The organism is Paraburkholderia sp. GAS333 (assembly GCF_050435665.1).
GTDB classification, from domain to species: domain Bacteria; phylum Pseudomonadota; class Gammaproteobacteria; order Burkholderiales; family Burkholderiaceae; genus Paraburkholderia; species Paraburkholderia fungorum_A.
In genome coordinates this window covers 23,735-43,814 of the sequence record NZ_JBNDKS010000003.1, presented here as the reverse complement: position 1 = coordinate 43,814, position 20,080 = coordinate 23,735, and the positions used below count along the sequence as shown (strand labels likewise).

15 protein-coding genes and 1 pseudogene are annotated in these 20,080 nt (G+C 55.2%); 13 read left to right on the top strand and 3 right to left on the bottom strand.

What is annotated here, in order from left to right; translation table 11 throughout:
* The first annotated feature begins 1 nt into the window (after position 1).
* The 5 genes and pseudogenes from ABH945_RS16010 (at position 2) to ABH945_RS15990 (ending at position 8,151) form a co-directional block, all read left to right on the top strand.
* Positions 2–2,179 carry a hypothetical protein gene (locus ABH945_RS16010; RefSeq protein ID WP_429251138.1) on the top strand — a complete coding sequence of 726 codons (2,178 nt, stop codon included), beginning with the start codon at positions 2–4 and terminating at the stop codon, positions 2,177–2,179.
* Between the two features lie 94 nt (positions 2,180–2,273).
* A complete protein-coding gene (locus ABH945_RS16005; RefSeq protein ID WP_429251137.1) occupies positions 2,274–3,797 on the top strand; it encodes a hypothetical protein in 1,524 nt (507 codons plus the stop codon).
* Between the two features lie 385 nt (positions 3,798–4,182).
* Positions 4,183–4,506: pseudogene (locus tag ABH945_RS16000) on the top strand (ArsR/SmtB family transcription factor).
* 260 nt (positions 4,507–4,766) lie between these two features.
* Positions 4,767–6,314 (top strand): hypothetical protein, encoded by a 1,548-nt coding sequence (locus ABH945_RS15995; RefSeq protein WP_429251136.1) that lies wholly within the window; start codon positions 4,767–4,769, stop codon positions 6,312–6,314.
* Positions 6,315–6,612: 298 nt separating this feature from the next.
* On the top strand, positions 6,613–8,151 hold the full coding sequence (locus tag ABH945_RS15990) for a KAP family P-loop NTPase fold protein (RefSeq protein WP_429251135.1): 1,539 nt from the start codon (positions 6,613–6,615) through the stop codon (positions 8,149–8,151).
* 428 nt (positions 8,152–8,579) lie between these two features.
* Here ABH945_RS15990 and ABH945_RS15985 read toward each other — a convergent pair whose 3' ends face one another.
* A complete protein-coding gene (locus ABH945_RS15985; protein WP_429251134.1) occupies positions 8,580–9,308 on the bottom strand; it encodes a haloacid dehalogenase type II in 729 nt (242 codons plus the stop codon).
* A gap of 531 nt (positions 9,309–9,839) precedes the next feature.
* Here ABH945_RS15985 and ABH945_RS15980 point away from each other — a divergent pair.
* The 6 genes from ABH945_RS15980 to ABH945_RS15955 all read left to right on the top strand — a co-directional run bounded on the left by ABH945_RS15980 (position 9,840) and on the right by ABH945_RS15955 (position 15,800).
* Positions 9,840–10,715 carry a manganese catalase family protein gene (locus ABH945_RS15980; protein WP_429251133.1) on the top strand — a complete coding sequence of 292 codons (876 nt, stop codon included), beginning with the start codon at positions 9,840–9,842 and terminating at the stop codon, positions 10,713–10,715.
* A gap of 269 nt (positions 10,716–10,984) precedes the next feature.
* Entirely contained in the window at positions 10,985–11,383 is a 399-nt protein-coding gene (gene phaP / locus ABH945_RS15975) for a TIGR01841 family phasin (protein ID WP_429251132.1), read from the top strand.
* A 197-nt stretch (positions 11,384–11,580) separates the two neighbouring features.
* Positions 11,581–12,336: an esterase/lipase family protein gene (locus ABH945_RS15970; protein ID WP_429251131.1), complete on the top strand. Its 756-nt coding sequence runs from the start codon at positions 11,581–11,583 to the stop codon at positions 12,334–12,336.
* Between the two features lie 553 nt (positions 12,337–12,889).
* A complete protein-coding gene (locus tag ABH945_RS15965; RefSeq protein ID WP_429251130.1) occupies positions 12,890–13,165 on the top strand; it encodes a hypothetical protein in 276 nt (91 codons plus the stop codon).
* 958 nt (positions 13,166–14,123) lie between these two features.
* The gene (locus tag ABH945_RS15960; protein WP_429251129.1) at positions 14,124–14,360 is read left to right on the top strand and encodes a hypothetical protein; all 237 of its coding nucleotides are present in this window, start codon (positions 14,124–14,126) and stop codon (positions 14,358–14,360) included.
* 102 nt (positions 14,361–14,462) lie between these two features.
* A complete protein-coding gene (locus tag ABH945_RS15955) occupies positions 14,463–15,800 on the top strand; it encodes a Gfo/Idh/MocA family oxidoreductase (RefSeq protein ID WP_429251128.1) in 1,338 nt (445 codons plus the stop codon).
* 669 nt (positions 15,801–16,469) lie between these two features.
* Here ABH945_RS15955 and ABH945_RS15950 read toward each other — a convergent pair.
* Positions 16,470–16,799, bottom strand: coding sequence for an NIPSNAP family protein (locus tag ABH945_RS15950; protein ID WP_429251127.1), 330 nt, complete (start codon positions 16,797–16,799; stop codon positions 16,470–16,472).
* A gap of 8 nt (positions 16,800–16,807) precedes the next feature.
* Positions 16,808–18,418: an alpha/beta fold hydrolase gene (locus ABH945_RS15945; RefSeq protein ID WP_429251126.1), complete on the bottom strand. Its 1,611-nt coding sequence runs from the start codon at positions 18,416–18,418 to the stop codon at positions 16,808–16,810.
* Positions 18,419–18,762: 344 nt separating this feature from the next.
* Between ABH945_RS15945 and ABH945_RS15940 the strand changes: the two genes are divergently transcribed.
* Together ABH945_RS15940 and ABH945_RS15935 are read left to right on the top strand one after the other, a co-directional pair.
* Positions 18,763–19,326: a hypothetical protein gene (locus tag ABH945_RS15940; RefSeq protein WP_429251125.1), complete on the top strand. Its 564-nt coding sequence runs from the start codon at positions 18,763–18,765 to the stop codon at positions 19,324–19,326.
* 205 nt (positions 19,327–19,531) lie between these two features.
* Positions 19,532–19,720: a hypothetical protein gene (locus ABH945_RS15935; RefSeq protein ID WP_429251124.1), complete on the top strand. Its 189-nt coding sequence runs from the start codon at positions 19,532–19,534 to the stop codon at positions 19,718–19,720.
* Positions 19,721–20,080: the final 360 nt, after the last annotated feature.

Genomic DNA, 20,080 nt, shown 5'->3' with positions numbered 1-20,080 from the left:
AATGACTGCGACTAATAACACGACTCGCTGGTGGAAGCGTGCGGATCTCGTATTTGAACTGAACAGCGGCGCACAAATCGCTGAGCCCGGTACGGTTCTTATAGGGCTTGGGGACCCAAACCCCGGCATAGCGGGTGCTGGAATTTCGCTAAACCATAAAGGCTACAGGCAAGCACGTCATTCGTCAGTAAGCACTTTTGTCCACTGCGCCGACGATGCCCTGCTTCGGTACTGGCGAACGCAGCTTGGCGACACGTCGGCCATCCGCAAGATCGTCGTGGAAGACTTTTCCCTGGATACATGCTTCGCGCTGCTCTTGTTCGGCGCGCGCCTTAATGACCAAGGCACTGACGGCGTCGACTGGAGTGCGTGGCTCTCCTATGTAGATGCATGGGAGGGGGGGACGTATCTGGATGGTGCGGCCCTCGAACGATCTGCCGCATGCCTGCTGTCAGCACTTGGGCACTCCTATGTTCCGGAGGAGTTGACAGAAACGGTATCGAATGGATTTGTTGCGCAAGGACTGCTTGCCTGCCTGAGCTTGCTCGAATTGATGTGCGCGTCTCAGACCGATCCAGTAAGTGGTATCGGTGCCCTTAACAGTGGAGATTACGCTCGCGCTGTAGGTCAACTTGCGCATGAAGGACAAATCTATGAACTTGCTCTGAAGCGGGCACGTCGTTGCCAGCTGTTGGCAGATCTTAGCGGATCTCAGCGTCGCGTCGTGCTGGATGCGCTGTTCCTGACAGAGGGTTTCGCATCAGGTGTGTTGAAGGTAATGGCGCGGATGGACGCGGTGAATACCTGGACTCGCCGGGGGTTTGGACTACTCGCCGTCCACCGACCTGGTGAACAAGGGACAGGGAACGACATGGTGGTATCGGTCGATCCGGTCAACGGTACGAATCTCGGTTCGTTGTGGAGACGTCTGGAGGGACTGGAGAACGCTCGCTGGGGCGCTGCACGTCCGCACGATACACCGCGCAAGCTGGAAAGCTATGTCGACCCTGATGACGCAACCCGAATGCTGGCGGGAGCGCCGAACCAGCCTTGGTATGACGACCAAGGACGTTATACGCTGATCGCAGCGCCCAAGTGGGTCGCTCCGGGTGAGCCCGGCTCAAAACTCAATTGGTGCGCCGACGTTGTTCCCACGCTCTGGGAGACCGCGTTCATCGAACCGGTCCAGAAGCTCGTGATATCGGTTGACGATGCACCGGGCGGAGGTGGCACAGCACATCGCATAGCGCGATTTCGTCGCCGCGAATCGACGACGGGAGATGATCGCTTGCAAGCTGACCGGGTTATTCTCGAAACTCCAACTTTTCACGCATGGCTTGCCGCACAGTCCATGCACATCGCAGAGATTAAGAACCCGTTCTTGCTGCCTGAGCCGGAGCGTTACGAGATTGAGCTTTTTGGTGCTGTTACTGCCGTCTTGCACCGGCAAGGGGTAACGTTTTATAGCAGCGACGGCGAAACTGCGACGCTCTCTCAATTTTCGGGGCTCGCAGCACGGGTGGCTAAGGCGAGCGCGGCATACGACCGCTTCCTGCATGAATATGCAGACCGACTGTCCGCCTGGACGGCTGAGTTGCTGGAGGCTTCCGGCGAGTCACGTGGTCGGGAGGGGAAATCCGGTCAACTAGGCGACGAAGCTACCCAGCGCCCCATGCAAAAGCGCGATCTGATCCGCTGGGCCGAAGATATGGTGCGTACCAAAGCCGCTGCGCTTGCGGCCTTGAGCGACGCGACCCTCCTTGAAGCTGACTACGACCACAATAAGCTTGCGGAGCAGCTACAACGTCTGTGGGGGCTATCCGAGCAGCGAGCAGATCTGCTCGAATTGATTGACCGTGTGGACGAACTCATGCGTCAGGTCATCGCCGCGCGTACAGAGCGCCGTCAACGTATCTACGGAGGATTTCTGTCGGCGGCAGGGCTTGGCATCGCGGCGAGTCACGTGTGGGAACCAGTGAAGGGGATACTGACTACCAACACGTATGAATGGCAACTCAAGCTGTTCGGCGAAGGCCAGCATCTCGACCACGCGATGCTTGAACACATAGCCGAGCAGAGTGCGCATTATGAACTGATCACATTGCTGATCGTGGTGGGATTTTCACTGTTGGGATTTATTCTTTATTACATTTTCGGTATTCGGGGTGAGACCGAATAACGTAGCTGAGGCGGCGGAGCGATTGCTTCGTCCGAAGTGTGGAGGGTCTGGTGACTGTCACTCTTGCGAGAAGCAAGCACTTAATCTAACCAAAATGAACAGAACGGAAACGAAGCTTTGGTTGAAGCGGCACTTTGGCACGATGCAGCAATATGAAGAAACTTCAAAGTCCGAAATTGATATCACGCAAATTCTTGAGGTTTTATCTCAGGTGCCTTTTATAGCATGCGGTTCACGCATTGAAAAGCAAACTCGACAAGCCTTTCTGTTTGATGCTTGTGCGCGACTCGATAGATGGCGTGTTCCTACGCCGTATGTTGCGACCACCGTATACCGATCCGACTTCCGGAAATGCACGATGTTATTGAGTGGCTACGAATCGTACCCGATCAACTCGCCGGTCTTTCTGCTTCATGCGTTGCGCGACGAGCTATACGAAGAATTTTCCGGCGTGCCGCTTCCGTTGACAACTGCGAGCGTTGAGAAGCTTGAAGAACTGTCTGAGCGCATAGCGAACTTGCCCCGCCCCTTGTCGTCGTCGAAGCTTTCCGAGTTCGAATCAGAGCTCGAAATCGTTTCGAATATTGTGAGTGGACTCCGCGACGGGACGCTTCGCACAATTCCTCGAACCTCGATACCGTTTGCGATTTCTGCACAGCAAATTGATCTCAAAACAAGGCACCGTGGGATCGAACTTGCTGGGTCACTCGTGTCACGCTTCTCGTCTCCGACTGGAACGTTCGTATTGGGCGGCGAAGGGACGGTGATGGCTGAGATGAATACAACTAGGTGGCCAGGTGGTACAACATCAGTGGAGCTACGGTTTAGCGCCTTGATTGACCCTAGCATCGAAGCGCCGGCGCTGCGGATTCCGTCTGGCAGCGGAATGCCACGAGACACGTGGCCCGACGGATTCAACGTAGCCTTTGAAGTCATCTACGAGGTTTGCTGGCATGTTCGCAACCGTGAAGGCGAGTGCTTCGGATGGATTCCTTCGCCTAGCGATGTTGGACAACTAGAAAGTCGAATGTCTTGCACGAGAAGTGAAGATTTCGGGCTTATCGTTCGCGCAAATCCCGCAAGCTTGTTGAAGGCTTTTGTGCCTATGCCCGGATCATTCGTGATTGAAGGGGAAATGTTGCCGACTCCGTGGCACCGAAAATGCCGCGAACTGGCGCAACAGTATGCTCGGGTTGGAGACATGCGAGAGGGGCTTTTCTGGCTAAATGTCGGAACTGAAGCCTTGATCAGTGAAAGAATGAAGGTGCAAGTGACGAAGGACGGATCGCCCATAAATCTGGAAAGTTTGGAGGGCAAAGAGGCCTATTGGGATAGCGCACGTGAACTGGTATCAGCCGTAAGCAAGGAGGTGGCAGATAAAATTGAGTGGCCCTCTAACAAACAAAAGCCTAGCCGCTTTAGCCAACTTAAATATGTCTGTAAAAGTGTCGAAGGCGCGCCATCCTTAAAAGACGCTCAATCCAACTACGCCAAAGTCTCGAAGCACCGTAACGCTCTTTTCCACGGAGAGAATGACCTGCCGGTATCGACGGAGGTCGTAATAGAGGCGACCTCCGGGTACGACTGGCTCGACCAGAACTTTTTTCCAGAAGACTGAAACTGAGGGCGCACCCACGAGAATCATTATCTTCAATGACGGCAATCAACAAGCACTGATATCCGGACAGTGTGCGAACCCAGTTGAAAATCAATCCATAGCGGACGCTGGTATGAAGTTGCCCGACTTCTGCACAGGAAGTTAGACGCTACCGATCTCACCGAGCAGGTCGCACATTCTCGATGCAGGTTGCCATCGTAGTCGACGAAGAAGGTCGGCTTCGGCTGGTCCAGTTTGAACGCAGCGCTCATGCTTCTTTTGCCATGACTAGGGGCTTGCATCGTTCCACGAGCGGCTAGTCCACGGTAGCATTTGCTAACGTTAAAAACAAACCGGGTGTACGGTTTATGTCGACGTCACGCCTACTATACATTTCCGCGGGCTCATGGCACTTCTTGATCCTTCAAACGACATGGACGTCGACGCCACCTACGAGGCCATCGCAAATTCCGTGCGTCGCGAAATCTTAGCCTGGTTGCGCGACCCCCACGCAAACTTTGTAGACCAGGAGCTGTCGCTTGATCACGGCGTTTGCGCGGGGCAAATCAATGCGCATTGCGGCCTTTCACAATCCTAAGTTTCGAGCCATCTCGGGGCTCTGCATCGCGCGAGCCTCGTCACAACCAAGCAGGGTGGACCATGGTTGTTTTTCCAGCGCAGTGAGACCACGATACAGTCGCTCCTCGCCGATGTGAATGCAAAATTATGAATCGCCCCATTCTCGTTAGCTCAAAGGCGTGTTCAGAAGTTGACTGGGCTGTCTGACTAGGGAGTTGTTGTGCTAGGCGTCAGTCCCCGATGCGTGATGATAGTCGATTGGTCGTCGCGTCTTAGGCGGAACAAATAAACTGAACGTGGATCGATTGGATTCAGTCGACAGAATGACGTAGATTGTCGAAAATATCGATCCGAGAGGCTGACCGCATAACGAACAATAGCCACTCGATAACAAGAACCAACGGGAAAAATATGGCAAGCAACGTGGTGAATGATGTCTTGGCCAGTTTGAAGGGCTGGGCAGGCTCAGTACAGAGCACATTGCAGACAAAAGGCGTTTTCGTATTTGGAAGCCTGATTCGACTAGATGGAGATCAATTTGGCGAGGGGAGCGATGTCGATTTGCTTATTGTCATCCCTGACGCAGTCGATGGACCTTGGGCCCGCGCAGATTGGTTGCGAAAATTGCATAAATCCAAGGAGGAGCTTGAGACTTCGTTAATGAAGATTATCAAGCCAAAAAACGTTTCAAAACCGCTAGTTAGCGTCGTCGCAGCGACTGAGATTGAGATAAAAGCCGATCTTCACAAGCAAGGGATTTCGAAGTTTTTTTCGGAGAACTCGTTTCAAAACTTGCTTGATGGAGGTAAGACGAAGGGAGTTGTTGGCGCGGGTAGCGTGGCAGAGCTCAATCACCTTATCGGAGAGTGCTTCAAGTACGCGCAGACGCAGCGAAACAAATATCTTGGCGTGTCAGCAGACGGAACCGAGACACTCGAATCGTATGACGAAGCTGATCCTGTACCCAAAGCGACGATGCGGTTTGCCGCGATGGCCCGTCAATTAGGTAAAGCGTCGAAAGAAGAGGGTGCAGAAACTGACGTACGCAGAGGACTAGACTTCCTCGCGTACCATCTGTATGGCCTTGAGGATGTCAACGACGAGTATCAGAAATTACAAACTAAGGTGTCCATCCGGTCAGGAGCGCGGGGGACGCCGACCAGTGTTACATCGTTCGAGCAACTGTTGCTGGCTGAACTGGTTTTCGATGAAGCTTTGCGTCACGTTAACGATTGTGGATCGAGCGAGTTGGGTGTGGACTCAAGAGCGTTCACCAACTTCTCATGGTCACATGAAACTGTATTTTTCGCTGACCGGTTCGGAAAGGCCTTTCCAGGCATTCGGGGTATCGAATGGTTTGCGGATGCTGCGGACATCCAAGAACGACTATCGATTCTCTTCTCCACGCCCATCGCGTTCGGAAGTAATTGTCCTATATGGTGGTGGCGAGGTGAGAATAATGCGATCCAAAGCTTCACCAGACTTGAGTCGGGACAGTTCTTGATGAACTCGCAAGAGCTCAAGATTGCAAAAATTGCAGCAGTCTACAGCATGCAATACTTTCGATGCTTCGTCTATGTCGAGGTTGAGGCTGCTGAGCCGACGGGGCTCTATCCGGACACGCCTATTTACATCAACGATGTTAAGAACAGAGTGTTCTTTTCGAGCTACGTGACAGAAGAGTACGGAATTGTGGATGGCAAGCATCTCGTCAAGCTCGCGGAACTTGATGACGGGGCAGCAAAGATCGATGGAAAAATTCAATCTATTTCTGGACGGGCCGAACACCGAGCCAGATATGTGACCCCGTTTAACTTTGTGATCTCGGCAAAGGATTCACCTATCACCAATTCCGATTTTGACCGAGAACTTAAGAAGCATCTTGATGCCATCTTGGTCGGCGAGGGAACACTGGAAGAGTTGGTGAAATCTGCAAGCAAACTGCCGAAGCTTCATTAACTCTCACATTCGGACAATCTGCTGATTAAGTCGGGATACGGCTTCAACTGCATCCTGATGCTACAGAGACCGTATCAACCTGACTTAAGCCGAGTCTGCAGCAGGCCGGCGCCCTAGACGCGGTCGCGCTATCATGGCGCGCTGCGGGATTGAATGCGGTCTGAGCCGTGTGGTTGATGGCGTCGGGCGACACCACTTGTATCGCGTCGTCTTTTCGTTGTGCTCGGCTCTGGCCTTGTCGGCATACCGCTGTAGCAACAAAACGAACCAAAACCAAGAAAGAGAGAGGGGGCCGGGGATGTGGTCGGACAACGAGACAACCGTTGACTATTTGAATTTTGGGATTGTTGCTGACGCGTGCGCAAAGCTCTTGCAGCAAGCGAACGGCACACCAATTTCGGTTGGCATTTCGGGTGGATGGGGCGCGGGCAAGACATCGCTGGTTAGGATGATTGAGGCTCGGCTAAGCCAAGTCAACGTTCCCGAAGAGAATACTTACGTTGTCGTTACCTTTAATCCGTGGCTGTATCAGGATTTCGAAGGTGCACGAAGCGCGCTTTTACAGCTGGTCGGCGACAAGGTGTTGGAATTAGCGGCATCCAACGAGTCGCTGCTGAAGAAGGCGAAGCGGCTCTTAGGCCGAATCAATCTTCTCCGTCTCGCTCAGCTTGGGGGCGAGGTTGCCGTGACGCTGCACACTGGGGTTCCGGTTGGGGCGGTTGGCAGGGCCGTGCTCAAGGCGGGCGAGTTCCTGGGCCTTGGTCGTCGCGACGCCAATCACCACGACGGAGAAAGATCGAAAGGGGACGAGGTCAAGGGCGAATTTGACAATTTGCTCAAGCCGGCCGAGCCCGTTTCTCTGCCTAACGAAATTCAGGCGTTCCGCGATGCTCTCGAGGAACTCCTGGATGAGTTGAAGGTTACGCTGGTTGTCTTCGTAGACGATCTCGATCGTTGTTTGCCGAAAACGGCCATCTCGACGCTGGAATCGATCCGCCTTCTCCTGTTCCTCAGACGCAGTGCGTTTGTTGTCGCGGCGGACAACGAATTCATTCGCGGCGCGGTCCGCGTGCATTTCGATGGCACAGGCATTTCAAGCGATGTGGCGACCAACTACTTCGACAAGCTCATCCAGGTCCCGCTTCATGTCCCGCGCCTTGGTATCAATGAGGCGAAAGCCTATCTTGCCCTGCTCCTGATGGAACGGGCGAATTCGGATGGGCAGTTCGAAAAAATGCAGTTCGACAGGGCGCTGAAGGCGATTCCAGAGCGCCTGCAGTCTAGTTGGCGGGGCGATGCGATTGACATCAGTTTCCTGCAAAGCCTTGTAGGAGTCGATAACACGCCCTTGCTGAACCTTATGGACTTGGCGGAGGGGTTGGCGCCGATGCTCACTCGATCGAGCGCCGTCAACGCGAACCCTCGATTGATGAAGCGCTTTCTGAACACCATGTATCTGAGATCAGCGTTGGCCGAGCCTCAGGGCATTGAATTGGATATACCTGCACTGGCCAAATGGCATCTGGTCGAGCGTTGTGACGAAAGCTTGGCCAATGCCCTGGCTGCCCTCGTGACTTCCGCATCGGACGGCCGTGTGGAAGCTCTTCGCGTTGCCGAGGAGGTCGCGCCGAATGGCACAACGCTTCCTGATCCGTTTAAGGACGACGGGTTCACGCGCGAGTGGCTACAACTGCACCCTGCGCTAGGGGGCGAGGACCTGCGCCCATTACTGCATTTGAGCAGGGATACCGCAACGCGTGACTTTGGTGCGGACAATATGACCCCGGAAGGTCGAGCACTCCGCGATGCACTTGCAACCGCGACGAGCGCGAACTGACGGCATCACCCATTGAGGGGGCCGGCGCGACGTCTAGGAGGATGGGAGGTGAGGGGGCGAATATCGATGCAACCGGAGTCGAGGTGATTGTCAGACGTCGGGCTGCCGCCGCGTTGCTTCGCAAGCCGGCAAGGCCGAAGTTAGAGATGTTGGCACGCGCAGCGACATCATCGCCGCCGCAAAAAGAAATAATCAGGCATCAATGACGCATCGGTCGAGAATATACAAAAGTAACGAAAAGTGTTGTCGGCGTAAGGCGGTCAATAAAATGGATTTTTCGTGCAGCTTTGCCACGCGTCGCTCCAAATTTTCTGGAAGAGTCTGAGAGGCCACGGTGGGACCTCGTTTCCGACGGTCAATTTATATTGCTACCGTTGGTTAGTGGAGGCTCCGTTGTTAACGGGAACCTCAGTACAACCGGGGTCGCTTCAGGTTGGACAACCTAGTTGCGTAGCAACGTCGTTCAGACTTCCCCCTACAAAGTCCCAGTCCTGCTCGGCTTTCAGGTCTGTCTGTTGACTCGGACCGTGCTCAAATGGCCTCGCAATGAACACAGTTCTCAATCCGCATTGGCGTGCTGCAGCGAGATCGGAGTTATGCGCCGCGACCATGCAGACCTCAGCTGGATTCAAACCGAGAAGTTCGACAGTGTCTAAGTAGACTCGCGGCGTCGGCTTGTACGCTCCAACCACTTCCGCGCCGAGGATTGCATCCCAAGGAAGCGCAGCCCGTTTGGCCATGTCGACCATCAGTCGAATGTTCCCGTTAGACAACGGCGCGATGATAAATCGACGCTTCATGCGCAAGAGCCCTTCGACAGAATCAGGCCACGGGTCGAGTCGATGCCACGCAAGGTTCAATTCGACCAAATCCTCCGCCGGGATCGAGCCCACGTTGACCCCAAAATCCGTCAATACCTTGACGAGGTTTTCCATGTGCAACAAGTCGAGCCGAACGAACGGACGTCGGCCGCTGCGAACTTCCTCCATCGCAGGCGAATACTGACGTCGCCATGCATCGGCGAATTTAAACGCATCCGCAGAAATCGCGTGGCGGGAGAGGAACGAGTTAACGTCGCGCGCTACTCCGCTACGCCAATCAACGACGGTGCCGAAGACATCAAACAGCAAGGCTTTGATTCGGGATTCGTTGTTCATTGACGGCCTCAAGGTTGACGCGTTGAACAGTTTTTCCTTAATGCGGTCGGGATGCTTTCAGTTATGTGCAAGTCGACAGCCGTTTTGAGGATGCAGCACGCCCTTGAACAACTAATGCGAAGGAATGACACCTGTCATTTCCAAATTTCTCCGATGAGGTCAAGGAGTGAGCCCGGATTTCCTTTCCTGCAATAGGGTTCTGAGTTTTGGATGGTAAAGCGGCCGGTATCGACAAGCCACCCTCAAGACGCCTTGGGGGCGCGAATTCTCTGGTGGTAAAGCGGTCCGTTACCGACGACGACCTTTTGCTCGCAAATCTGCTTTCAGGAACACGTCATGCGGAGGTGTCAGGAGACTTTCCTGACACCTCGCGGCGTGTCGCCGCATCTCGCCAGAACTATTCGTTCTGAGACTCCAGCCGCGAACAGCCGCGCCAGCCTGCACTGCATCTTTCACGGCTCCCGAAATCCGTTTCGCCCGTGGCGCTACAGACGGTCCTCCGTCTAGCCATGACTTTGAAAGGACTACATCATGTTTGTTCACAACAAGCGTCTACAGTACACGGTGCGCGTTGCCGCGCCGAACCCTGGTCTTGCAAATCTGCTGCTCGAGCAGTTCGGCGGCCCCCAAGGTGAGCTGGGGGCAGCCTGCCGTTACTTTACGCAAGCAGTCAGCGAAGATGACCCCGGTCGAAAAGACCTGCTGTTCGACATTGCGACGGAAGAACTGAGTCATCTGGAAATCATCGGCTCTATCATCGCAATGCTGAACAAAGGGGCCAAAGGCCAGCTCGCTGAGGCGGTCGAAAGCGAGGCAGAGCTGTATCGCTCCATGACGGGCGGCGGTAACGATTCACACACGACCTCGTTACTCTACGGCGGCGGCCCAGCGCTGACGAATTCCGCCGGCGTCCCTTGGTCGGCCGCCTATGTGGACACCATTGGAGAACCCACCGCGGACTTGCGCTCCAACATCGCAGCCGAGGCAAGGGCCAAGATTGTGTACGAGCGGTTGATCAACGTAACGGATGACGCTGGCATCAGGGAAACACTCGGTTTTCTGATGACGCGAGAAATTGCTCACCAGAAGTCTTTCGAAAAGGCGCTTCATTCGATTCAGCCCAATTTTCCGCAAGGCAAGCTCCCGGGCGTACCGGAGTTCACAAGCGTCTATTACAACATGTCCAAAGGCGATGATTCTCCGCGGGGTCCATGGAACGAGGGACCGGATTGGGAATTTGTCGAATCACCGGAGCCGGCGGTTGATGGTGGCGACGGGCTGGCGAGCGTCAACGTATCGAATGACGTTGTTCAGGTCTTAAGTGCAATGGCTTCGCGCACGGCCTCCGATACATCTACTGACCCACTGACCGGAGCGGACTTAGGCGCCGGACAAGCTGTTAAATAGACAGGGCTACGAGATGAAAGGCCTGTTGCGGGCCTTTCATCAGGTTGTCATGATTTTTGACCCCGTCGGCGCGGTGAGGTCCGCCGCTACCTTCACATCAAATGCGCTCGCAAAAAAGACAACCAGGGCTCGATTGACTTCCATCCTGATGCGCCTACAATGAATTTTGCTGCATTGCAGCAATGGACCTTTCGGTCCACGGCGTGTGCACGTTTTCGGTCGAACGCCTCAGTCTCACCGCACTCGCCGCATCCCTTTCTGGAGCAGTCATGAGCACGCTTATTCCCCAACATGCGGTCGAAGCACAGGCAAACATTCAACAGTTGTTCGGCTTTTCGACAAAGGTGTTTGAAGGCTTTGAGAAGCTGACGGCGCTAAATCTCCAGGTGTTCAAGGCAACGCTTGCTGAGAATCACGCGCTTGCAATGAAAGCCTTGTCCTCAAGGCCGGACGAATTGTTTGCACTTTCGGCAAGCCTCGGGAAACCGACTGCGGAAAAGTGCCTGGCGTACGGGCGGCATGTTCGGGAAATCCTGGCAGATGTTCAGGGTGGCCTTACTTCGGCAAGTCAATCACAGCTTCAGCGTTACCAGCAAGATGCCAAGGGCTTTGTCGCAGACCTCACGAAAGCCGCTTCCGCTGGAACGGATGTAGCCGTGACGGAGTAATCGTCAACGGAAACAATGTGCTCGCAGGCAGACTCATCTGCCTGTTTTTTTTGCGAAGGAGGGAGTGGATGCGCGTCGGGGGGCGAGCGACGCCGAAGAAGCCGGCGCGGGGACTGAGTGTCACACTTTCACCGGTGCGCCACAGCTTATACAGTCGTTCGCTTGGTCAATCAATTGACTGCATCATCGGGGATTAAATGGAAGCCGTTCAATTTGCGCCTCCGTCAGCGTTTCTGCTTGCGCTGGAGCCGCTGCGGGCCATCTCAGACTATTTCGCTGGTTTGACGGCTTCATCAACTTCGCTGCCGCGCGGAGATGGCCATCCTGTACTCTTTTTCCCGGGCCTAGGTTCGGATGGATCTGCCACGAAAGCAATGCGGGAAAGGCTGTGCGGATTGGACTACGACGTTCACGATTGGGACCAAGGGGTCAATCAATGGCCCGAGGACTACCTCGATGGTTTTCTCGACCTCCTTGCTACGCAATTGATTCGCCTTCATGCGCGAAATGAACGCCACGTCTCCTTGATTGGATGGAGTCTGGGCGGGGTATACGCCCGCGAACTCGGGAAATGCCATCCGCAGCTTGTCCGGCAGGTCATCACTTTAGCAACGCCATTCGCCGACCAGCCAAACTCCACCCATGCAGGTTGGCTTCTGACGCTACTTAACGGCGGCGTTTCTCCGCTGGATGGGGCTCAGATTTCGCAACTGAGCATCGTCCCCAATGTGCGATGCACGTCGGTTTACTCGCTATCCGATGGTCTCGTGGGATGGGAGGGATGTGTAGGCACCGCATCCGAATATCATCGCAATGTAGCGGTCGAGAATGTTAGCCATTGGGGCATGCTGCACAGCCCCGAGGTATTGCAGGTTGTTGCGGGTTTGCTTGCTGAACCTCGGCATAGCCCCTCCTGCGACCTCCTTGAAAAGAGCGTCGCCCCAGTTTTTTAGACCTACAATGAGGCGACGTTCGTAGTGGATTGGCCCGGTTGCTAGAAAGCATTTTCGCCAAAAAAGGAGACTTGAAAGTGAGCGCTTATAGCAAACCTGTTGCCGCCAGAGAAGCTCGCATTGAAGTCGCGTTCCAGCTTGAACTTGCTGTGGGGACCTCGCATATCGCTAGCATGCTACATGTTGCATCCCGCACGGCGTGTATCGACGAGTTGGTACAGAGTTTTGTGCGCAAACATGGGAGCGTCGAGCTGGGCAGATTTCTAATTGCTCTTGCAGACAGGCTGGACGCTCGTGGCAACAATAACGGTGCTTCGGCGGTCCGGTGTTACACGACGGGCAGTGAGGTCGCGCTCCCAGCCGGTAAATCTCCACGCACAGACTCATAGCGTAACAAGCGAAAATCGGCACGTAGAAGTTTCATTGCTTAGCATTGCTGTGCTGATGACGCGATACGAGCAGATTCCGTGGTGCGGCATACGGATTGCGCTCTTCCCGTAGCGGGTTCACACCTTCCGGTGACTATGACCGCTATGCGCTTGAGGAGACAACCATGGGACGCTCAACAAAAGGGATTTTGATTTCCGCATTTTTCATCTTTATTTCGGGTGCCGCGTACGCGCAGAGCGCAGGCGGCGGAGCCGGAGGTGGGCAAGGCGGCACAGGTATGAGCAAGCCGAGTGCGAGTGGTTCAACAGATACGGTGTCAGGCGCGTCGGGAGCAAATACCATGGCGCCTGCCGGAGCCACTTCGCACAAGAAGATGAATAAAAAATCGAACGCCGCCATGCCGGCATCAGCTACCAATCCCGCGTCAGGCGGTAGTTAATCGATAACGCCGAGCAAATCCGTTTAGCCATCGCCGCGCATCGTTCTTCGTCGTGAGCATCGGACAGCCAAACTGCCGTTGGGCATTCTTATAGTGCATTGCCTAGTGGCCGCCGCGTAGGAACCCGCTTGCAGGGCTGAGGGGCATCACGCCCTTCGGCCCTCAATTTAACTGTTGAGCGAACGGTATATCTGACCCAAATCGTTTGAAAATGCATGAAAAGGACAAATGTCCGACACAGTCGCAGCCACATGCGTTCACCCATTCGGTAGCGTAGATACCACGGCGCACCATGTCGCCGATCTCACCCAATCCAGTCGCGGACGCCCAACGAAGGCCCTGTTGTGCCACGACAGCCGTGCAATTATTGAATTGTGGCGCAGTTAAGTATAGAAACCGCGCGTCGAGGTTGACTGCCGCGTCACTCGCCTTGCCAAGTCGATAGGTATGGACAACGCACCTTCTGTATCGTGCCGCGGGTACGGGTACATCAATTGCGGCGGACGCTACGTAAGTTCGATGGAGTCGTGTCTACTTCCGCGCGGAGATTGAAATGAAAGTCGCGAAAAGCTGTTTTTTAGCTTGTATTTTTTTGGTCGTTTCAAGTAGCTCATTTTCGCAGGGTATGAATGGAGGCGCCGCCGAGGCGAAGGGGGCGAAAGGAACGAGCAATTCGAACGGCGAACGAGCAACGCTTACGAGCTCGCAGTCTTCCGACCCAACCGCGTCCGGGCACGCTCAGAAGAGTACGCGAAAAAAAACGCTTGCCAAGGGTAGGTCAGCCACTCCTGCTTCGGCTGCCAACTCCGGCTCCGGCGGCAGTTGACTCTTTCCGGAGCGGGTGGGATTAGTGAGTTGACGGGTACAAAGGTGGACCGTAATGGCCCATTCAACATTTGTAATCAAGTGGCGGTGCTGACATCGCCTCGCTAGTGAAACGCAAGGGCGTCATCGGGTCATGGACGCCGCGTGGTGTGACCGTGCAGATCGCGATGAAACTGAATCGCAGTGGCATGGTGAAATGGTCTATCTGCCGCTCGACCCCGGCCGAATCGACATTGACCAGCAGGCAAGTGGCGAGCAGTGGGTGAGCTTCTACGACAGCGCATGCGCCCACGGTTCGCACGGCTCTTCGGCATTCGTCAGTAAATGCTGTTGGGAACCGACAGTCGCGGTGCGGATCGCGAAAGCGTAACTCGCTCATGGGCCACGCAGTCCGTGACCTTGACCCGCTAACAGGAATGCCTGTTGCTGGGTAGAGTTCCATTTTCCCACGGCTACTGATCAAGGAGCCAGCATGCGTAGCGATCGCCCTTCCGCAGCCGATTCCGCGCCGAACATTGCGTCAGACAGTACATCCTCTGATCCGGACCGCGGCGAGGCACGGCGACGCTTTCTGCAGCGTAGTGGCCTAGGTTTAGCGGCAGCCCTCGCGGCGGGGTCGGCGGTGCCCATCCAAGCCGCGGGTTTAGCAGCGGCCGAATCAAATGCAGTCAAGCTTTCGTTGATCCAGGACCCTGACACGGAGCAGAAGGAGCAAACCCCCGATCCGAACCTGCCTTTCGACGATCGGGTCGGCTATGCCATTGTCGGACTAGGGCGTTTATCGCTCAATCAGATTCTTCCTGCGCTGTCGCAATGCAAATATTCGAAAGTTGCGGCACTTGTCTCCGGTGATCGCAGCAAAGCATTGAAGATCGCGCGACAGTACGGCGTTCGCGAATCTGCGGTCTATGGCTACGAAAACTTCGAACATCTCGCCAGCAATCCTGACGTTCAGGTGATTTACATCGTACTTCCCAATGGATTGCACCGGGATTACACCGTGCGAGCGGCCAGGATAGGCAAGCATGTACTTTGTGAAAAACCGATGGCAACGAGCGTCGCGGACTGCCAGGCCATGATCGACGCATGTCGGCAGGCGAACCGGAAACTGATGATTGCCTATCGTAGCCAGTACGAGCCGATGGACCGTCTGATTGCAAAGATGGTGAAGGATAACCAGTTGGGTTCCCTGCGCGAATTTATCGCCGGTAATTCGCAGAATGTAGGCGACCCCACTCAGTGGCGGTTGAACAAAAAGCTGGCCGGTGGCGGCGCTTTGCCGGACATCGGTTTGTATTGTTTGAATGCGGTGCGTTTTATCACGGGACGCGAACCGGATCAGGTGTTTGCTACAGTTTCGCAACCCAAAGGTGATCCGCGTTTCAAAGAAGTAGAAGCTGGGGTGCATTTCATTCTGAGTTTCCCCGACGGCTTTACCGCCACGTGCACCGCAAGCTACGCCAGTCACGAATCCCGCTTTTTCCGATTGCAGGGCGCGCAGGGCTGGGCCGAAATGGACCCCGCATTTGGCTACAACGGCTTGCGGCTGCTTCATGGGATGCTGCTGGACGGCAAAAATGCCGTCGTCGAATTGCAGATCGATCCGCAGGACCAGTTCGCACGCGAGATCGATCATATGTCTTCGTGCGTGAAACGCGATATCACACCGCACACGCCCGGCGAAGAGGGCCTGCAGGACCAGCGCATCATGGAAGCAATCTATGAATCCGCGCGAACGGGAAGGGCCGTTCGCCTCGATGCGGTTAGTGAGCCGACACGCGGACCAGAGCCTGAGGAGGAGAAGTTCTGAAAGGTACGTCTAGGGTGTGTACGCCGTCCTGTCCTGCTTGGCCGACATCGTACTGCGCGATTTGAGCTGGGAACATTCCCTCGAGGTACTTTCGTCAATAGCCGGCCTGTCCGCAAGAATCGCTCGACGCCTGTTTTCCGCAACGCTCCGCCTCTCGTCGACCGAATGGCGACAGGAGGCATTACCCGTGCGTGCGATCGATTTGCTTGCGCATGGCGAGTCCACATGTCCATATCGACGGTGGCAGACGACTTGAGCCATACCAGCCCCAACAATCTTATTGCGATGTCCCGCATTGCTTTTGGCGTAACACCGGAAAGGTATGTCCGGGCTGACAGCCACGATGCTGGATCTCAACGTCGTGGCAAACTCATTCCGGTAGCGAGCTAGCGCGCCAGATAGCGCGTATCGGTTATCTGCCAAATCATTTGCCATTTACAATCGTTAACACGCGGGCCACCCGGATTGCCGTTTTGCGAAATCGGACAGTTGTCCCTTCGACTGGAGACCGTCTGCTGAGGGCGAAAGTACGCGCTCGCTAAAGTTGACCCCCTCCGTTACTGCACCGCCAAACGTTCGCTAGAAGTCTCTCGGTTCGCGACAGGAGCTAGGGCGTGGGCGGAGAGTCCGCCATTGTTGCGGCGTTTGCATGCTGCAGCCTCCATCCAGCTAGTCGTTACCTTCGTTTCCATCGACACACCGCTCGATGATCGAGCGTTCCATACTGAGCACTGCGCCGCTCCGCATCAGTTCGTCCGCGTTGCGCATATGAAGAGGATCATCGGCCAACGCCTCACGGTAATGCTCATAGGAAGCGAGGGTGAGGAAATCGATCAGGCCATACGCGACGTTCGTCGGCCCGGCGAAATCCGTCGGGAGCCAGTATCCGACGATCTTGCCACCTGCGTTGCGGATAGCTTCCAGCTCACGCTCCACGTAGTCGCGGAAGTGTTTTAGCCGATTTTGATCCAGCGTGTATCGAATGCAAAGGGTGTGCATGTTTTGCCTCAAAAGTCGCCTGGGTTCATGTACGGTTGTGACCAGAGAGTCACCTGGAGAATCATCGACTTCCACCACGCTTCCTGCATACGCTGAACGACATCAGGAGAATGGCCGCCTTTCTCGAGATAAGGGCGCATTGGCGCGACGGTTGCAGCAGCGAAACCGATGACGTCTCGGCCACGAATATGAGCGGCAGTGTTGGCGTTGTCGGTGACGTTTTTTTTCGCGCGGTGGTGACGCAATCCGATTTCGTACTGGTAGTCGAGCCATCCCTGATCGTATTCCGCCCGTGCTGTATCAAGCACCCACTGGGCAAAGCGCTTGCCGACTGCCGCACCATACTCCTTGTCAGGCTCACCGGTTTCCCGGTTGAAGCTGTAGCTGGCGAGGTGTACGTGCTGCGCAATGATTCCCCGCCACATCGTGACAAGATCCTCGGCCTGATCCTTCAGTACGTCGTAGCTGAGACGGAGATAGACCATATCTTCGTCGGTGAACAGGCACGTCGCCTTCAGATCATTTAGCTCATCCAGCGTGATCGGCGACCTGGCAACTTGGTCCGTGCCTGGGTTGTAGCCGGGAATGTCCTTACTTTCATGGTGATCCTGCATCATGGTCTCTCCTGAAGTGTGCCCTGTCGGGCGAACAGTAATACTGCCCGCAAGAAATGCAATGCTTTCTTGCCAGAGCGCCGTACGCATCTGTTCGAGGTGCATGAGGTGAGTACCGCGAGAGATGGTAACTATCCGACGCTCGGCCGCGCGAACGAGATGATCGAACAGCCACTGCGCGTCCAATTCGGATGACACACCGTCCCAGCTGCCGCGAATAATTGCAACAGGTGCAACTATCGCCTGCGGCGCCCACGCCAGTTCGCCGTGCCATGCACGAAGAATCTCGACTAGCGGGCCTGTCGGCGTCATGACCGCAGGCGGGACCCGATCACGCGAACCCGGATCGCTATCGAGATAGGCTTCGGCCCAAACTGCAAAATCCTCGCGCGATAGCACTGGCGACTCCCCGGGCGGCACATCTTCCACGAAGCGGTCATATTGGTCTTCGTTCGTCACGAGTTTCCACGCGGGCAAGGTTGGACGCGGCATATAGCGTGGTCCTTGGCGACACGCTAACGGCGCAAACATGACCATGCGATCAACCAGCGTCGGATGGTGACACGCAAAGATCCCGCCGGGCATCGAGCCCCAACTATGAGTAATGAGGGATACGCGTGCACAACGGCTACGTTCAAGGATGAAGCGCACGGCGGTTTCGACTTCTCCAACTGCACATGCCGCGAGGCCGAGTGGTTGCCCGGCGTCAGCGTCGTCATCCATCTGAGGAAATCGATCAGACCCGCCGAAACCGAGGAAATCAAGAGCCCAGACATCTAGGCCGGCCGCGCTGAGCGCGTCGCGCCAGGAGCGGCCTTCAAAGCGATATGCGACAGATAGCGCTGATGGGAAAGTTGCGCCGTGCAAATACAGAACAGGCGATCGGCCAGCTGGATTTTGTGGGGGCAGATATCGAAGGAATATCTGTAGGCCATCCCTGCCGCTGTCCAGGAGGAAAGTTTCTTCGCGGGGGTCGAGTTTGTGGCGATGCGCGTCGGTGAACATGGGTACCTCGGCGATTGCCGCTTCGGTTTTGATGTCGCGGAACTAGCCGCATGTACTGTTCCCGGTCGTCTTTATTTATCCGGGTCGAAGCATGCGAAGCCGCCTGTCCGGCAGTCGATCTGATCGGCGTGAAGGTCGCCGCTCGCAAGGCGCAGCGATGCCACGTAAGTCGCTCACCAACTCACTTGCGACAAATGTGTTTTAGGAAAATCGTGCTGGCGTTAGAGAGGACCCGGTTTGACATCAGCCCATGCTCACCCGCGCAAATGCTGTATGCGCTGTATAGATGGGATGGAACGCCCCTTGCGCAGGAAACCGTATCCTAGATGATTTGGAGCTAGACAATGCATTGGATAGATCCCACATGTCTGCCAGAAACCCAAGGAAAGGTGACCCAGTTTCTGTTAAATCCCCATGGAGAGCTGGATGGGCTCGTTCTAGGCAACGACAGGCAGGTGCATTTTCCGCCTCACTTGTCCAGACAGGTTGCCAAACACATCAGCGTTGGCGAGAGAGTTCGCATCCGTGGTGTCAAGCCGCGCGGTGTTGAAGTCCTCGCCGCTGTTCAACTGACATCGAGCGCCGGTGTCGTGATTCTCGATGAGGGACCGCGCCATGGGGATGCGAAGCATCACGAGTCACGTATCGACGTGCGCGAGATGGAGATTAGCGGCGAAGTCAGGCTTCCGCTTTATGGGCCTAAAGGCGAACTGCGCGGGGCTCTGCTGACCGACGGTACGTCGGTTCGAATGCCTCCGCATGCCGCCGAGGTACTGTCCGGTTACCTCGTGCCTGGCGTCCACATACAAGTTTGGGGACATGGCGTGAAGAACAAATATGGTCGAACCATCGAGGTCGATGACATTGCCGAACTGGTCGATGCAGAGGATCCGACGGGTGCGATTTAGTTGCCACTCGAACGGATGACGGTATGGTTCTGCCTCTCCTGCCATAGTTCGATAAGGTCAAGCGAGTGCGCAGCACGGTCGGTCTGAACATAGCGTTTTTGGACGTTGAATTGCGAATTCGATTTAAAGCCAAGGTCAATTACGCTGATGTTGTTTGCCAAAATACTGGGTAGACATGTCGCCTGCAAATTTGTTGGAGGTCTAGATGATTGATACTTATGTTGTCAAAATCGGTGAGAAATTTCTTGGCAGCGGGGAGGATGGCGATATCGGGCTCGCGCCAGTGTTGAAAGAAGCTAAACGCTTTCTCTCTCGTGAGGAAGCCGAAGAGGCCGCGGACAGGTACGCTGATCCTAGATTCGAGATCCTCAAGGTTGATGCGTCGGCCCTTTGACTCAAGAGCCGGTGCACCAGATATGACAACGAGTTGATCCTACGGGCATCGTCACACTTGGGCTATTGCAAACCTGCTGAAGACGCGCGATGGTTCGATTCACCCACGCGTTAAGGGCGCAAGACGCGAAGGAAGTCTACGGCTGGCCAAAGCGAAGCACGACGCCGGGCGCCACAGGACAAGATCGCCTGTGCGCTGTGCGCGTCTCACGCATCCGTTGCAAGATTGTTCCCATCCTTAACAAAAGATTTTCTAGGAGAATTGAAATGAAGAGTGACGCAATTTTCTACGCACTTTGTGCAACAGCAATGCTTTCTTCTTCCGCGATGGCGCAGAACAATCCACCGAGTTCATCTCAAG

Coding starts and splice junctions, on each gene's coding strand:
- ABH945_RS16010 (WP_429251138.1), top strand. CDS start 2: ATGACTGCGACTAATAACACGACTCGCTGGTGGAAGCGTGCGGATCTC.
- ABH945_RS16005 (WP_429251137.1), top strand. CDS start 2,274: ATGAACAGAACGGAAACGAAGCTTTGGTTGAAGCGGCACTTTGGCACG.
- ABH945_RS15995 (WP_429251136.1), top strand. CDS start 4,767: ATGGCAAGCAACGTGGTGAATGATGTCTTGGCCAGTTTGAAGGGCTGG.
- ABH945_RS15990 (WP_429251135.1), top strand. CDS start 6,613: ATGTGGTCGGACAACGAGACAACCGTTGACTATTTGAATTTTGGGATT.
- ABH945_RS15985 (WP_429251134.1), bottom strand. CDS start 9,308: ATGAACAACGAATCCCGAATCAAAGCCTTGCTGTTTGATGTCTTCGGC.
- ABH945_RS15980 (WP_429251133.1), top strand. CDS start 9,840: ATGTTTGTTCACAACAAGCGTCTACAGTACACGGTGCGCGTTGCCGCG.
- phaP (WP_429251132.1), top strand. CDS start 10,985: ATGAGCACGCTTATTCCCCAACATGCGGTCGAAGCACAGGCAAACATT.
- ABH945_RS15970 (WP_429251131.1), top strand. CDS start 11,581: ATGGAAGCCGTTCAATTTGCGCCTCCGTCAGCGTTTCTGCTTGCGCTG.
- ABH945_RS15965 (WP_429251130.1), top strand. CDS start 12,890: ATGGGACGCTCAACAAAAGGGATTTTGATTTCCGCATTTTTCATCTTT.
- ABH945_RS15960 (WP_429251129.1), top strand. CDS start 14,124: ATGGACGCCGCGTGGTGTGACCGTGCAGATCGCGATGAAACTGAATCG.
- ABH945_RS15955 (WP_429251128.1), top strand. CDS start 14,463: ATGCGTAGCGATCGCCCTTCCGCAGCCGATTCCGCGCCGAACATTGCG.
- ABH945_RS15950 (WP_429251127.1), bottom strand. CDS start 16,799: ATGCACACCCTTTGCATTCGATACACGCTGGATCAAAATCGGCTAAAA.
- ABH945_RS15945 (WP_429251126.1), bottom strand. CDS start 18,418: ATGTTCACCGACGCGCATCGCCACAAACTCGACCCCCGCGAAGAAACT.
- ABH945_RS15940 (WP_429251125.1), top strand. CDS start 18,763: ATGCATTGGATAGATCCCACATGTCTGCCAGAAACCCAAGGAAAGGTG.
- ABH945_RS15935 (WP_429251124.1), top strand. CDS start 19,532: ATGATTGATACTTATGTTGTCAAAATCGGTGAGAAATTTCTTGGCAGC.